Raw genomic sequence first — 13924 nt, 5'->3', positions numbered from 1 at the left:
CGAACCACCCGCTGAGGAGACACTGCTGTGACCGGGATCAAGACGACCGGCGAGAAGAAGATGATGTTCTTCTCCGGCCGCGCCCACCCCGAGCTTGCCGAGGAAATCGCCCACGAGTTGGGCGTCGGGGTCGTCCCGACGAAGGCGTTCGACTTCGCGAACGGCGAGATCTACGTGCGTTATCAGGAGTCGGCCCGCGGCGCGGACTGCTTCCTGATCCAGAGCCACACTGCTCCGATCAACAAGTGGATCATGGAGCAGCTGATCATGATCGACGCGCTGAAGCGTGCGTCGGCCCGCTCCATCACGGTCATCGTGCCGTTCTACGGTTACGCGCGGCAGGACAAGAAGCACCGGGGACGTGAACCGATCTCGGCGCGTCTGATCGCGGATCTGATGAAGACCGCGGGTGCCCACCGCATCCTCACCGTGGATCTGCACACGGACCAGATCCAGGGCTTCTTCGACGGGCCGGTGGACCACCTGTTCGCCCTGCCGCTGCTGGCGGACTACGTGGGCAACAAGGTCGACCGTTCGAAGCTGACGGTGGTGTCCCCGGACGCCGGCCGGGTGCGGGTGGCGGACCGCTGGTGCGACCGGCTGGGCGCGCCGCTGGCGATCGTGCACAAGCGGCGTGACAAGGACGTGGCGAACCAAGTCACCGTCCACGAGGTCGTCGGTGATGTGAAGGGCCGTATCTGCGTCCTGGTGGACGACATGATCGACACCGGCGGCACGATCTGCGCCGCGGCGGACGCCCTGTTCGCGCACGGCGCGGAGGACGTGATCGTGACGGCGACGCACGGTGTGCTGTCGGGTCCCGCGGCGGACCGGCTGAAGAACTCGAAGGTGAGCGAGTTCGTGTTCACCGACACGCTGCCGACGCCGAACGAGCTGGAACTGGACAAGATCACGGTGCTGTCCATCGCTCCGACGATCGCGCGTGCGGTGCGCGAGGTGTTCGAGGACGGTTCGGTCACGAGCCTGTTCGACGAGCAGTGAGCATCAGACCCTAGATCGTTTTGGGTCCGGCCTCCCCCTCCGAGTAGACTGCTTCAGTTGCTCGGCGAGGGAGGCCGTACTCGTTCTCGTGGTACGGCGATCCGTTATCGACGCGCTCTTCGTAGCAGGCCGTTCGTGGCCGGGTGACCCCGACCGTTTTCCGTATACCTCTACGAGGAGTGAAGAGCATGTCCGAGGTGAAGCTCGCCGCCGAGACGCGCACCGAGTTCGGCAAGGGTGCCGCCCGCCGTGTCCGCCGTGAGAACAAGGTTCCCGGTGTGCTGTACGAGCACGGCATGGTGCCGATCCACCTGACGCTGCCGGGTCACGAGCTGCTGATGGCGCTGCGTACGCCGAACGTCCTGCTCTCGCTGGACATCGACGGCAAGAGCAACGAGCTGGCGATTCCGAAGGCCGTGCAGCGCGACCCGCTGAAGGGCTTCCTGGTCCACGTGGACCTGCTGATGGTCAAGCGCGGCGAGCGCGTCGTCGTCGAGATCCCGGTCGTCGCCGAGGGCGAGCTGGCCCCGGGCGGCAACCTGCTCGAGCACGTCCTGACCGCGCTGCCGGTCGAGGCCGAGGCCACGCACATCCCGGACACCCTGCCGGTGTCCGTGGCCGGCCTGTCGGCCGGTGACGCGATCCTCGCCAAGGACATCAACCTCCCCGACGGCGTCAAGCTGGCCGTCGAGGAGGACACCGCGGTGCTCCAGGTGCTGGCCGCGCAGGCCGAGGAGGCCCCGGCGGGCGAGGAAGGCGAAGAGGCCGCGCAGGCCTGAGCCCGACCGTCGCCGTCTCGTCAGCCGCCGCTTCCCTCTGGGGGCGGCGGCTGGCGCGTATGACGCGTATGACGCGTATTGAGGAGACATGGACGTGACGACCTCCGCGAACGCCCCCTGGCTGATCGTCGGCCTCGGCAATCCCGGACCGGAGTACGCCATGAACCGGCACAACGTCGGGTTCATGGTGGTGGATCTGCTGGCCGACCGGATCGGGGGCCGGTTCAAGCGGGCGGGCAAGGCGCAGGCGCAGGTGGTGGAGGGGCGTATCGGTCCTCCCGGGCCGGAGAGCCGCCGGGTGGTGCTGGTGAAGCCGATGTCGTTCATGAACCTGTCCGGTGGGCCGGTGAACGCGCTGCGCGACTTCTACAAGGTGCCGCTCGCGAACATCGTGGCGGTGCACGACGAACTGGACATCGACTACGGCGTGCTGCGGCTGAAGCTGGGCGGCGGCGACAACGGCCACAACGGGCTGAAGTCGATGACGAAGGCGATGGGCCCGGACTACCACCGGGTGCGGTTCGGGATCGGACGTCCGCCGGGCCGTATGCAGGTGGCCGACTTCGTGCTGAAGGACTTCTCCTCCGCCGAGCGCAAGGAGCTGGACTACTTCGTGGACCGGACGGCGGACTCGGTGGAGTGTCTGCTGGCGGAGGGGCTGGAGCGGGCGCAAAGCGCGTACAACTCCTGACTTGTCCTCCCACCGCGCCCCCTGGAGTTGACCGGTCGTAGCGACATGGCCAATGATCCCGGCCATGCCTGCCGCCACCGCCACCCGTTCCCGTCAGGCCTCCTACGCCGCGCTCCAGTTCGGGCGGGTCGCGGCCATGGGCACCGTCACGGCGCTGATCCTCGTCGCGGGAGTGTGGGCGTCCTGGCGCACCGCGCCGTACGTGATGCTGACCAAGGGACGTGAGCAGGGCACGATCGCGGTGACGCGGTGCGACGGCGACACGTGCACCGGGCCGTACACACCGGTCTCGACGGGGTCGAAGGCCCGCGATCAGGTGGTGATCGACCACACCGTGGCGGTGCGCAAGGGGCAGACCTACAGCGTCGTCGTGAAGCCGGGGACGGACGAGGTGGTCCGCTCGGGACCGGCCGGGATCCTGTACGCGTGGGCCCCGCTGGGCGGTGCGCTGCTGTTGGCCTCGGTGGTCGTGGCGGGCGGATTGCGGCGGACCCGGGCTGCGTGGGTGCTGGCGGGGTCGGGGGTCGCGCTGCTGACGGCGGTCTTCGTGGCGTTGTGAGCCGTGGGGCATGAGGGTGCCCCCGGGGTTCGTCCGATGTCCGGTACGAATCCCGGGGGCACCCTTGGCCGTTCCGGGGGTGGTCAGCCGGTGTTGCGCAGGCCGGCCGCCACGCCGTTGACCGTGAGCAGCAGGGCCCGGGAGAGCAGCGGGTCGGGTTCCTGACCGGCCGCCGCCGCGTCGCGCTGCCGCTTGAGCAGGGTGACCTGGAGGTAGGAGATCGGGTCGAGGTAGGCGTCGCGGATGGAGAAGGTCTGCCTGAGCACGGGCTGCGCGTCGAGGAGTTCGCTCTCGCCGGTGACGCGCAGCACCTCGCGCACGGTGAGTTCGTGCTCGGCCCGGATGGTGTCGAAGATGTGCTTGAGCTCGTCGGGGACGAGGGTGTCGACGTAGTGCTGCGCGATGCGCAGGTCGGTCTTGGCGAGGGTCATCTCGACGTTGGAGATGAAGTTGCGGAAGAAGTGCCACTGCCCGTGCATCTCGTCGAGCACGGTGTCCCCCTCCAGCCGCAGGCCCGCCTCGCGCAGCGCCTTCAGCCCGGAGCCGACGCCGAACCAGCCGGGCACGATCTGCCGGGACTGGGTCCAGCCGAACACCCAGGGGATGGCGCGCAGTCCGTCGAGTCCGGCGCCGGAGTCGGGGCGGCGCGAGGGACGCGAGCCCAGGTGCAGGTCGGCGAGCTGGTCCACGGGGGTGGAGGCGAAGAAGTACGCCGGCAGGTCGGGGTCCTCGACGAGCCTGCGGTAGGCGGCGTGCGCGGCGTGGGACACCACGTCCATCGCGGCGTCCCAGCGGGCCAGTGCCTCCACCGACTGGCGCGGGGCGGTGTGCAGGGCGGAGGCCTGGAGGGTCGCGGCGACCGTCAGTTCCAGGTTCTCCCGGGCCAGGGACGGGATGAGGTACTTGTCAGAGATGACCTCGCCCTGCTCGGTCACCTTGATCTCGCCCTCCAGGGTGCCCCAGGGCTGGGCGAGGATGGCGTCGTGGGTGGGGCCGCCGCCGCGGCCGACGGTGCCGCCGCGGCCGTGGAAGAGCCGCAGCCGTACGCCGTAGCGGTGGGCGACGTCGCGCAGGCGCCGCTGGGCGCGGTGGATCTCCCACTGGCTGGTGGTGATGCCGCCGAACTTGGAGGAGTCGGAGTACCCGAGCATGACCTCCTGCACATCGCCCCTGAGCGCGACCAGGCGCCGGTAGGACGGGTCGGAGAGCATGTCCTCCAGGATGGTGTCGGCGGCCCTGAGCTCGTCGGTGGTCTCCAGCAGCGGCACGATGCCGATCTTCGCCCAGCCGGCGTGCAGGTCGACGAGTCCGGCCTCGCGGGCCAGGACGGCGGCGGCGAAGACGTCGTCGGCGCCCTGGCACATGGAGATGATGTACGACTCGATGACCTCGGGCCCGAACACGCTCAGGGCCCGCTTGACCGTCTCGAAGACGCCGAGGGTCTTGGCGCCGGCCGCGTCGACGGGGGCCGGGGTGGGGGCGAGCGGCCTCCTGGACCTCAGCTCCTTGGCGAGCAGCTTGGCGCGGTACTCGCGGGGCATGTCGGCGTAGCGCCAGGACTCCTCGCCGAGCCGGTCGAAGAGCTGGCCGAGGGCGTGGTGGTGGGCGTCGGCGTGCTCGCGGACGTCCATGGTGGCCAGCTGGAGGCCGAAGGCGGCCAGGGTGCGGATGGTGCGGCCCAGGCGGCCGTCGGCGAACAGGCCGCCGCGGTTCTCGCGCAGGGAGTCCTGGATGATCCGCAGGTCGCCCAGGAGCTCTGAGGTGCCGAGGTAGTCGCGGCCGGTCTCGTGCGGGGTGCCGGTGGCCAGGCGCTGCTTGGTGTTGACGAGCTTCTGCCGGATGCAGGTGGCCTTGAGCCGGTAGGGCTCCTCGGCGTTGAGCCGCTTGTAGCGGGGGCTGATCTCCGGCAGGTTCTCCAGATCGGTCCCGAGGGACTGGAGCAGTGCGTCGGTGGCGCCGGTGTAGCGGATCGAGTTGGACAGGAAGCCGCGCAGCTCGTCGATCATGTCGAGGGCGTCGTTGATGCCGTGCTCGTGCTGGAGGATCAGCACGTCCCAGGTGACCTCGGGGGTCACGTTGGGGTTGCCGTCGCGGTCGCCGCCGATCCAGGTGCCGAAGGTGAGGGGGCGGGTGTCGTCGGGCAGCCTGACGCCGACACGCTCCAGTTCCGCGGTGAGGTCCTCCAGGACGTCGCCGACGGCGCCGGCGTGGAGTTCGTCGAGGTAGTAGATGGCGTTGCGGGACTCGTCGGCGGGCTCGGGGCGGACGACGCGGAGTTCGTCGGTCTGCCAGACGAGGTCGATGTTCTCCGCCAGCCGGGTGTCCAGGCGGCGGCGGTCGGACTCGACGACCGGGGCCTCCAGGAGCGCGGCGATGCGCCGGAGCTTGTTCAGCACCGAGCGGCGGGCGGCCTCGGTGGGGTGGGCGGTGAACACCGGGCGGACGTTCAGGTGCCGGACGGTCTCGCGCAGGTGTTCCGGGTCGGCGTCCTTGAGACGGTCGGCGGTACGGGCGAGCAGGCCGCCCTCGGCGGCGCGCCGGGCACGCAGTTCGCGTCCGCGGTGCACCTGTTCGGTGACGTTCGCCAGATGGAAGTAGGTGGAGAAGGCGCGGACCAGCTTGGCCGCGGTGTCGAGTTCGGTGCCGCGCAGCAGTTCGGCGGCGGCCTCACCGTCCTCTCGGGTGAGGCGGCGGACCTTCTCGACCAGGTCGAGGAGCTCGGGGCCCTCCTGCCGTACCAGGGCCTCCCCGAGGAGGTCACCCAGTCGGCGGATGTCCGCACGCAGCTCGGCGCTGGTCGTCGTCTGGTCGTCGGCACTGCTCACAGGTGCGGCTCCTTGCGGGTTGAAGCACGTCTGGGAGGGAACCCGGACGAGTGCCGCGCGGCGGCTGCCGCTTACGGGCCAGGTGTCCGGGAAGGAATTCTTCAGAGCGGACCGCGCTGTCCGACCGCCTCCAAGTCTAGGTGTCATGGGGGACGCGCAGGCTAGGGGCTCTTGCCGCGGCGCGAGGCACTGCCATACTTACGACGCCGTAGGTTACGGAACCGTAGGGAGCTGAACGGTTCCCTGATCCGACGACCCGTCTCGACCCTCGACCCCACAGGGGACGCCCATGACCACAAGCTCCGATGTGATCGACGACGCCCCGAAGGCGACCGACACCTCTCTTCCCTCCGCCACCCTGGGAGGTGAGCAGAAGCGTTCGATCGAACAGATCACGCTGCTGCTCTTCATCACCGTTCCGTTCCTCGCGCTGCTCGCGGCGGTGCCGCTGGCATGGGGCTGGGGGGTGAGCTGGCTGGACCTCGGCCTGCTGGTCTTCTTCTACTTCCTCGGCTGTCACGGCATCACGATCGGTTTCCACCGGCATTTCACGCATGGCTCGTTCAAGGCGAAGCGGCCCCTGAGGATCGCGCTGGCGATCGCGGGGTCGATGGCGGTCGAGGGACCCCTGGTCCGCTGGGTCGCCGACCATCGCAGGCACCACAAGTTCTCCGACCACGAGGGTGATCCGCACTCCCCGTGGCGGTACGGCGAGACGGTTCCGGCGCTGCTGAAGGGCCTGTGGTGGGCCCATGTCGGCTGGATGTTCGACGAGGAGCAGACCCCGCAGGAGAAGTACGCCCCGGACCTGATCAAGGACCGGGCCCTGCGGACGATCTCCCGTCAGTTCGTGCTGTGGACGGCGGTGTCGCTGGCGCTGCCGGCGCTGATCGGCGGCCTGGTCACGATGTCGTGGTGGGGCGCGTTCACCGCGTTCTTCTGGGGCTCGCTGGTCCGGGTGGCGCTGCTGCACCACGTGACCTGGTCGATCAACTCCATCTGCCACGCGGTCGGCAAGCGCCCGTTCAAGTCGCGGGACCGCTCGGGCAACGTGTGGTGGCTGGCGATCCTGTCCTGCGGCGAGTCCTGGCACAACCTGCACCATGCCGACCCGACCTCGGCCCGGCACGGAGTGGAGCGCGGCCAGCTGGACTCCTCGGCCCGGATCATCCGTTGGTTCGAGCGGTTCGGCTGGGCCTACGACGTGCGCTGGCCGTCACGCTCGCGTATCGATTCCCGCCGCAACGACGGGGAGGGCGACTCCCGGCGCCGGAGGAAGACCGCCGAGGCGGCATGATTGACGGCGTGGCGACCGACTCCAGCACCCCCAGCAATGACAAGCCGCGGCGCACGCGCCGTACCCGTATGACCGGTGCCGAGCGCCGCCAGCAACTGCTGGAGATCGGTCGCACGCTGTTCGCGGCGAAGGGCTTCGAGGGCACCTCGGTGGAGGAGATCGCGGCCAAGGCCGGGGTGTCCAAGCCGGTGGTGTACGAGCACTTCGGCGGCAAGGAGGGCCTGTACGCCGTCGTGGTGGACCGCGAGATGCGGCGGCTGCTGGACATGGTGACCGGCTCGCTGACGGCGGGCCACCCCCGGGAGCTGTGCGAGCAGGCGGCGTTCGCGCTGCTGGACTACATCGAGGAGTACACGGACGGCTTCCGCATCCTGGTCCGCGACTCCCCCATCCCCCAGTCGACGGGTTCCTTCGCCTCCCTGATCTCCGACATCGCCACCCAGGTGGAGGACATCCTGGGCCGCGAGTTCAAGTCCCGCGGCTTCGACCCGAAGCTGGCCCCGCTGTACGCCCAGGCGCTGGTCGGCATGGTCGCCCTGACCGGCCAGTGGTGGCTGGACGTCCGCCGCCCGAAGAAGGCGGAGGTCGCGGCCCACCTGGTGAACCTGGCCTGGCACGGGCTGGACGGGCTGGAGCCGCGGCCCCGGCTGATCGGGCACCGCAAGTCCTAGGATCGGGCGCCGCGACGTCCTGGGCGGCAGGTTCAGGCGAGCGGTTCCAGGAACTCCAGGCGGTTGCCGACGGGGTCCTCGGAGTAGAAGTGCCTGTGGCCCGGCAGACCGCCGTCCCAGACGACCTTCGCGCCGTGCGCCGCGAGCCGGGCGGCGAAGGCCTCGACGGCCGTCACCCGGAGCCCCGGGTGGGCCTTCCTCGCGGGGCGGAAGTCCCGCTCGATGCCCAGGTGGAGCCGGACGGCCCCGGCCTGGAACCAGCAGCCGCCGCGCGCGGCCAGAGCCGGCGGCTTCGGGACCTCGGTCATGCCGAGGACACCGGCGTAGTACGCCCGCAGGTCGTCCTCGGAGCCGGGCGGGGCGGCGAGCTGTACGTGGTCGACGGCGGCGAACATGCCTCACGCCTCCTTGGTGGCGACCGCGAAGATGCGGCGGAAGGGGAACGGGGTGCCGTGCGGTCCGGCCGGGTAGGCCTCCCGCAGAGCGGCGCGGTACTCGGTCAGGAACTCCTCGCGGGCGGCCGGGTCGTCGGCGAGGGCGGTGAGGACGGGCCGCAGCCCGGTGCCCTTCACCCAGTCCAGGACCGGGTCCTCACCGGTCAGCAGGTGGATGTACGTGGTCTCCCAGACGTCGGCGGCGCAGCCGAGGCCGGTCAGCCGCTCCAGATAGGCCTCGGGGGCGAGCACCGCGTCCTCGTGGCGCAGGACATCCGCGAGCCGGTCGCGCCGGCGGGCGGAGCCGGCGAGCTCGCGCATGAGCCGGTGGCTGGGGGCGGAGAAGTTGCCGGGGACCTGAAAGGCGAAGGTGCCGCCGGGGCGCAGCCCCGCCACCCAGTCGGCGAAGCGGTCCAGGTGTCCGGGCACCCACTGGAGCGTGGCGTTGCTGACGATCAGGTCGTGCGGCTCGCCGGGGGTCCAGGTGCGGGCGTCGGCGGGAGTGAAGTCGAGGCGGCCGCCGCCGGGGGTGGGGCCCTGGTGGTCGACCACGGCCTTGTCGAGCATCGCCGGGGAGTTGTCGTAGCCGGTGATGTGCGCGGTGGGCCAGCGGTCGGCGAGCAGGGCGGTGACATTGCCGGGGCCGCAGCCGAGGTCGGCGATGCGGGGCCGGTCGCCCGGCAGAGCGGGGACGCGGGCGAGGAGATCGGCGAAGGGGCGGGCCCGGTGGCCGGCGTGGCGCAGGTACTGGGCGGGATCCCAGGCGGGGTTGTGGACGGGCATGGCGGCCTCCTGGAGGTGCGGGGAGTCGTCGGCGGCTGCGTTCACCACTCTCCCCCGACAATTATCTCGACGTCAAGAGACTTGACGCCAAGAGACTTCACGTCGACACAACCACTACACTGATCGTCATGGAGGACGAGGTCGATCGGCTGGTCGCAGCGTGGCGCCGGGAGCGCCCGGACCTCGACGTGGAACCGCTCGAGGTGCTCAGCCGGGTGAGCAGGCTGGCCAGGCACCTGGACCGCGCCCGCCGGCTCGCCTTCTCCGAGCACAGCCTGGAGCCCTGGGAGTTCGACGTCCTGACGGCGCTCAGGCGCGCGGGCTCGCCCTACCAGCTCTCCCCCGGGCAGCTGCTGACCCAGACACTGGTCACCTCGGGCACGATGACGAACCGCATCGACCGGCTGGCCAAGAAGGGCCTGGTGGAGCGACTCCCCGACCCCAGCGACCGACGCGGGGTGCTGGTCCGCCTGACGGACGAGGGCCGGGACCGCGCCGACCGGTCCCTGGCCGGACTCCTGGACCAGGAGCGCGCGCTGCTGGCCGAGCTGTCGACCGCGCAGCGCGCCGAACTGGCCGGCCTGCTCCGCCAGTTGACCGCCCCGTTCGACAACATCCCCGGCTGAGGGGGCGCCGGGTCAGGCGCTGCTGCTTTCCTCCACCCCGATCCGCCCGGCGGGCACCAGGTCGGCCGGCCCCACCCCGGCCCGGCGAGCCAGTGCCACGGCGGCCAGCGTGGAGTGCACGCCGAGCTTGCCCAGGACGTTCTGCATATGGGTGCGCACGGTGTGCGGGGACAGGAACAGCCGCTCGGCGACGGCCTTGCGGCCCAGCCCCGCGACCATGCAGCGCAGCACCTCCCGCTCGCGCGGGGTCAGCGACTCCACCAGGCGCTCGCTCTCGGTGCGGTGCTTGCGCGCGGCGGTCAGCTCCCGCAGCACACCGGTGAGCAGGGCGGGCGGCAGATGGGTCTCGTCGCGCAGGACTCCGCGGATGACGGTGAGCAGCCGGGACAGCGAGCAGTCCTTGGCGACCCAGCCGCAGGCACCGGCCTGGAGCGCGAGCGCGGCGCGGCGCGGGTCGTCCTTCTCGGCGAGTACGACGGTCCGCACCCCCGGCTGGGCCCCCCGCACCCCCGCGACCAGGGATATCCCGTCCACCAGTCCGTCCTCGTCACCCTCCCGCACCGGGACGGCGGGCCGGGCCCCGGGGACGGTGCCGCCGAGGTCGGCGTCGACGAGCACGACGTCGAAACGGCGGCCGTCGGCGGCCGCCCGCTCCAGGCAGCGCAGTGCCGCCGGACCGGAGCCGGCCGCGGACACCTCGACGTCGGGCTCGGCGGCCAGGGCGGCGGCGAGCGACTCGGCGAAGATGCGGTGGTCGTCGACGACCAGGACTCGGACACGAACCACTGAAAACCCCCTTCCCCGCGCTCCTGGTCGGAGCAGGGGAGTCTCCCATCGCCGGAGAACGCCGAGCGGCACGGACCCGACGCCCGGGGCCGAGCACGGTCGTACGGCCCTCGCCGTACCGGACCGCCACCCCGCCCCGGTGTCCTGCCCGAGCCCTCTCGCCCCCCTGACCAGCACCGGCCCCCACCGGTGCCGCTCATCAGGGTACGGCCGGCGGCCGGGAGGGGAAGGCAATTCGCAGAACTGACCGGCAGACGCGTTTAGGGTGTGCCGCATGTTTCGTATTGAGGCAGAAGTCGACAAAGCGCGGCACGATCTGCTCCGCTCCCGCCTCCGCGACACGAACACGGCGGCCTCCCCGCTCATCGACGCCCTGCGCAGAACCCCCGCCGTCCGGGAAGTCCCCATCCATCTCTGGGCGTTGGACGACTCCGGCGATCTGGCGGGCGGACTGGTGGGCCACACCTGGGCGACCTGGCTGCATGTGACCCACCTCTGGGTCGACGCCCCCCACCGCGGCACGGGCCTCGGCTCCCGCCTGCTGACCCGCGCCGAGCGCATCGCCCACCGCGAACGCGCCTGCGTCGCCGCCCGCCTGGAGACCTGGGACTTCCAGGCCCCGGACTTCTACCGCAGGCACGACTACAAGGTGGTCTGCGCGATCCCCGACTATCCGCCGGGGATCACCGAGTACACCATGATCAAACCGCTGCCCTGAGCGGACGGCGGCCCTCAGAGCGCGTCGAGCGCCTCCGTGCTGATGTCGATGTCGATGTCGTAGGGCACGTCGAGCTTGAGCCGGTCGCGGTGGGTGCCCGTCAGGGCGTACGTCTTGGTCAGCGGGTCGAGTTCGTAGGTGCGGACCACGGGGTGGTGATCGGAGCCGCTCATCTCGACCAGCCAGAAGTGCGGGATGCCCGCGGCAGCGTACTTGTGCGGCTTGGTGTCGTGGTCCCGGGCCTCGGAGTCCGGGGAGACGACCTCGGCGGCCAGCAGGACATCGGCGACGGGGAAGCGGGTCTGGTCCCTGCTGGTGACCGCCTCCGCGCGTACCGCACAGATGTCGGGCTCCGGTCCGTTGCGACGGTCCAGCACGACCGTCATCTCCCGGCGGATCTTCATCTTCGCGGGAGCAGTGCGGCGCAGGCCGGTCACCAGAAGGTCGATCACGATGCTGTGGAAATCCCGCTGCGGACTCACGAAAATCAGGCTCCCGTCGATCAGCTCGGTGTGCGGCGGGAGGTCGGGCACCGTGAACAGGTCGTCCACGGTGTATCCGTCCCGGGGCGGCACCGGCCAGCGGCAGCCGGGCTCAGCGGTCGGCTCGGCAGTGGGCTCGGCGGTCATGATTCCTCCCATGGGCGGCATCTTCGGCCTGCCCGTCCACGGTAACCGCCGCAATCGACGAACGTCATCACAAAGGGTGACGACCCGGCCGGTGGGGTGACTCGGCGGGGGCGACGCGACGCATACGGTTCCCGCGACGACGCCCGCATCGTGGACCGTGCACACGAAGGACGGGCACAAGCACGGTGACGGCCGGGCGGGTGCAGCAGTGCGTAGAGGAGACGGAGGGTGCGAGCAATGGCATTGAACACGGTCGACTCCCTTGCCGGGCGCAAGTAGCGCGAAGATCAGTTGTTGAGCACCGTGTCATTGAATTTCAATCATCGATAGTCAAACGGGCTTGGTTCCCTCAGTCGGGTGAACCCTCGGGACGCAAGCCTGAGGTGCAGACTGCCGCGTACGCTCGCCCTGTTGATATCGCGGGTGAACAGGAGCCCGTGGCGAGGATGGTCCAGTGGGAGGCGCAGTCCGTGACGGTACGGGGTTCAGCCGGGCCGGCCGGCCGCATGCAGATCGCCCGAGGTCTCAAGTCGCTGCGCACACGCGCCGGCCTGACCCAGTCCGAGGTGGCCAAGCGCGCAGGTGTTTCGGTGGGAACAGTGAACCGCTACGAGACGTGGCAGGACCGCGCGAAGCTCAGAGTTCCCACCGTCAGCGCTCTCGCGGAAACCTGTGGGGCGACGGTCCGGGAACGCGAAGCGCTGATTCAGCTCGTACGTAACCAGGAGAACGGCTGGTGGATGGACCACCCCGCCGTGCCCGAGGTCATCGACCCGCTGCTGTCGTTCGAAGATGTTGCCGAGTACGAACACGTCTTCGCCAACGCGCTGGTACCCGGACTGCTGCAGACCCGGAACTACGCGCTCGCCCTGCATCGGGCACAGGACGCCCGCCTTGAAAGCGACGTGATCGAAAGCAGGGTGGACGCTCGCATCAGACGACAGGCGATCCTGGACCGTACGCCCGCTGTCCACCTCTGGGTGATCATCGACGACGCCGTGCTGCGGCGGAACGTAGGCGGCCCTGGCGTGATGACAGAACAGATCGATCACATGCAGGTCATGGCACAGCGCCCCAACGTGGACATACAAGTACTGCGGTTCGGTGCGGGTGCCCACGCCGGCGGATCCGGCGGGCACTTCGTGATTCTCGGCCGGGACGACGAAAGCGACCCGCTCAGCAGCGTGAACGTGGTCTACCTGGAACTCCACCGGCGGGGCCTCTACCTCGACGCACCGGAAGAGGTACAGAACTACAAGCTCATGTTTGACTACTTGAGATCCCAAGCGTCCGACACGTCGGCCAGCCTGGACCTGCTGGCCGCCGCACGAGAGGAGCTCACCCGATGAACGCCGCGCCAACCACAGAACGGCTCGTGGAAGCCAACTGGTTGAAGAGCAGCTACAGCGCAGCCAACAATGAATGCGTGGAGGTGGCCCACGCTGTAACGCGGGTGGGCATACGCGACTCCAAAAATTCCGCTCGCAGTGAACTCACCGTGAGCACAGGCGCGTTCGCCATGTTCATCGAAGGTCTGAAAGACGGCGTCACACCCTCGGCATGTTAACGGCAGCACTACAGTCGGCCTTCATCGACATCATCCTCCGGCTGCCCTGCGGTCCAGCAGTCGGAAGAGATCCCAGGCGCTGCCATCACCTCATGAGGCAGCGCCTGCCGGGCGTCACACAATTTGAGTGTGAGTGCGCCGCCCGCGAACCACAGGATGAGATGCATTCAGTGGCATCGGGCGTTGGGATCCCAACCCCACATGCGGCCTTACGGCGTGCTGTAGTCAACGAGGGACCAGATCGCACAGCCCCACGCCAGGAGCGGTACTACAGACGGCGGGTAGTTGGGGCGTTCGCGCCAGCCCAGGTACTCCTCCAGCAGCCGACGACTGTCGCTGAAGCTGTAGGTCGTGTCGGTGAGGGACAAAGCCTCGCCCCAGTGGCCGAACCCACCGTCGGCGACTTCGAGGTAGCTCCGCTTGAGGAGCGGCGGCATCGGATGTCCCACCGCGGCCTCAAGTTCGGCCACGGCCTCGGGTGGCGCAGGTAGCGGCAGTTCGCCAGCCGCATCCTGCTCTCGGATCCTATGGATGATCCTGTCGTCGGTCATGCCGAC

The 13924-nt window shown here is 69.7% G+C and carries 16 protein-coding genes; 10 read left to right on the top strand and 6 right to left on the bottom strand.

Annotated features, from left to right (window positions below):
• Positions 1-27: 27 nt before the first annotated feature.
• From TNCT6_RS18330 to TNCT6_RS18315, 4 genes are all read left to right on the top strand, one after another.
• A complete protein-coding gene (locus TNCT6_RS18330; RefSeq protein ID WP_141360386.1) occupies positions 28-1002 on the top strand; it encodes a ribose-phosphate diphosphokinase in 975 nt (324 codons plus the stop codon).
• Positions 1003-1190: 188 nt separating this feature from the next.
• On the top strand, positions 1191-1781 hold the full coding sequence (locus tag TNCT6_RS18325) for a 50S ribosomal protein L25/general stress protein Ctc (RefSeq protein WP_141360385.1): 591 nt from the start codon (positions 1191-1193) through the stop codon (positions 1779-1781).
• 88 nt (positions 1782-1869) lie between these two features.
• Positions 1870-2472, top strand: coding sequence for an aminoacyl-tRNA hydrolase (gene pth, locus TNCT6_RS18320; protein ID WP_141360384.1), 603 nt, complete (start codon positions 1870-1872; stop codon positions 2470-2472).
• A 52-nt stretch (positions 2473-2524) separates the two neighbouring features.
• Complete coding sequence (locus TNCT6_RS18315; RefSeq protein ID WP_141360383.1) at positions 2525-3031, top strand: hypothetical protein; 507 nt, start codon at positions 2525-2527, stop codon at positions 3029-3031.
• Between the two features lie 83 nt (positions 3032-3114).
• On the opposite strand, the gene ppc is transcribed toward TNCT6_RS18315, so the two are convergent.
• A complete protein-coding gene (gene ppc / locus TNCT6_RS18310; protein ID WP_141360382.1) occupies positions 3115-5856 on the bottom strand; it encodes a phosphoenolpyruvate carboxylase in 2742 nt (913 codons plus the stop codon).
• A gap of 289 nt (positions 5857-6145) precedes the next feature.
• Here ppc and TNCT6_RS18305 point away from each other — a divergent pair, with 289 nt between their 5' ends.
• Positions 6146-7153: an acyl-CoA desaturase gene (locus TNCT6_RS18305; protein WP_141360381.1), complete on the top strand. Its 1008-nt coding sequence runs from the start codon at positions 6146-6148 to the stop codon at positions 7151-7153.
• Positions 7150-7824, top strand: coding sequence for a TetR/AcrR family transcriptional regulator (locus tag TNCT6_RS18300; RefSeq protein WP_141360380.1), 675 nt, complete (start codon positions 7150-7152; stop codon positions 7822-7824). The genes TNCT6_RS18305 and TNCT6_RS18300 overlap by 4 nt, the downstream gene beginning before the upstream one ends.
• Before the next feature lie 32 nt (positions 7825-7856).
• Here the strand turns inward: TNCT6_RS18300 and TNCT6_RS18295 are convergent, their stop codons facing one another.
• Both TNCT6_RS18295 and TNCT6_RS18290 read right to left on the bottom strand, forming a co-directional pair.
• Entirely contained in the window at positions 7857-8219 is a 363-nt protein-coding gene (locus TNCT6_RS18295; RefSeq protein WP_141360379.1) for a VOC family protein, read from the bottom strand.
• 3 nt (positions 8220-8222) lie between these two features.
• Positions 8223-9041, bottom strand: a complete 819-nt coding sequence (locus TNCT6_RS18290; protein WP_141366563.1) for a trans-aconitate 2-methyltransferase — start codon at positions 9039-9041, stop codon at positions 8223-8225.
• Between the two features lie 128 nt (positions 9042-9169).
• On the opposite strand from TNCT6_RS18290, the gene tamR reads away from it, so the two are divergent.
• Positions 9170-9667, top strand: a complete 498-nt coding sequence (gene tamR / locus TNCT6_RS18285) for a MarR family transcriptional regulator TamR (RefSeq protein WP_141360378.1) — start codon at positions 9170-9172, stop codon at positions 9665-9667.
• A 12-nt stretch (positions 9668-9679) separates the two neighbouring features.
• On the opposite strand, the gene TNCT6_RS18280 is transcribed toward tamR, so the two are convergent.
• Positions 9680-10453, bottom strand: a complete 774-nt coding sequence (locus TNCT6_RS18280) for a response regulator transcription factor (RefSeq protein WP_141360377.1) — start codon at positions 10451-10453, stop codon at positions 9680-9682.
• 274 nt (positions 10454-10727) lie between these two features.
• Between TNCT6_RS18280 and TNCT6_RS18275 the strand changes: the two genes are divergently transcribed.
• Entirely contained in the window at positions 10728-11171 is a 444-nt protein-coding gene (locus TNCT6_RS18275) for an N-acetyltransferase (RefSeq protein ID WP_141360376.1), read from the top strand.
• Positions 11172-11185: 14 nt separating this feature from the next.
• On the opposite strand, the gene TNCT6_RS18270 is transcribed toward TNCT6_RS18275, so the two are convergent.
• Positions 11186-11812, bottom strand: a complete 627-nt coding sequence (locus TNCT6_RS18270) for a Uma2 family endonuclease (RefSeq protein ID WP_253266150.1) — start codon at positions 11810-11812, stop codon at positions 11186-11188.
• A gap of 494 nt (positions 11813-12306) precedes the next feature.
• Here TNCT6_RS18270 and TNCT6_RS18265 point away from each other — a divergent pair, with 494 nt between their 5' ends.
• Entirely contained in the window at positions 12307-13149 is an 843-nt protein-coding gene (locus tag TNCT6_RS18265) for a helix-turn-helix transcriptional regulator (protein ID WP_253266149.1), read from the top strand.
• Entirely contained in the window at positions 13146-13367 is a 222-nt protein-coding gene (locus TNCT6_RS18260; protein ID WP_141360375.1) for a DUF397 domain-containing protein, read from the top strand. Before TNCT6_RS18265 ends, TNCT6_RS18260 begins: the two co-directional genes overlap by 4 nt.
• A gap of 209 nt (positions 13368-13576) precedes the next feature.
• On the opposite strand, the gene TNCT6_RS18255 is transcribed toward TNCT6_RS18260, so the two are convergent.
• A complete protein-coding gene (locus TNCT6_RS18255) occupies positions 13577-13918 on the bottom strand; it encodes an SMI1/KNR4 family protein (protein WP_141360374.1) in 342 nt (113 codons plus the stop codon).
• Positions 13919-13924 lie beyond the last annotated feature (6 nt).

The organism is Streptomyces sp. 6-11-2 (assembly GCF_006540305.1).
GTDB lineage: Bacteria > Actinomycetota > Actinomycetes > Streptomycetales > Streptomycetaceae > Streptomyces.
This window is presented reverse-complemented; position numbering and strand designations above follow the sequence as displayed.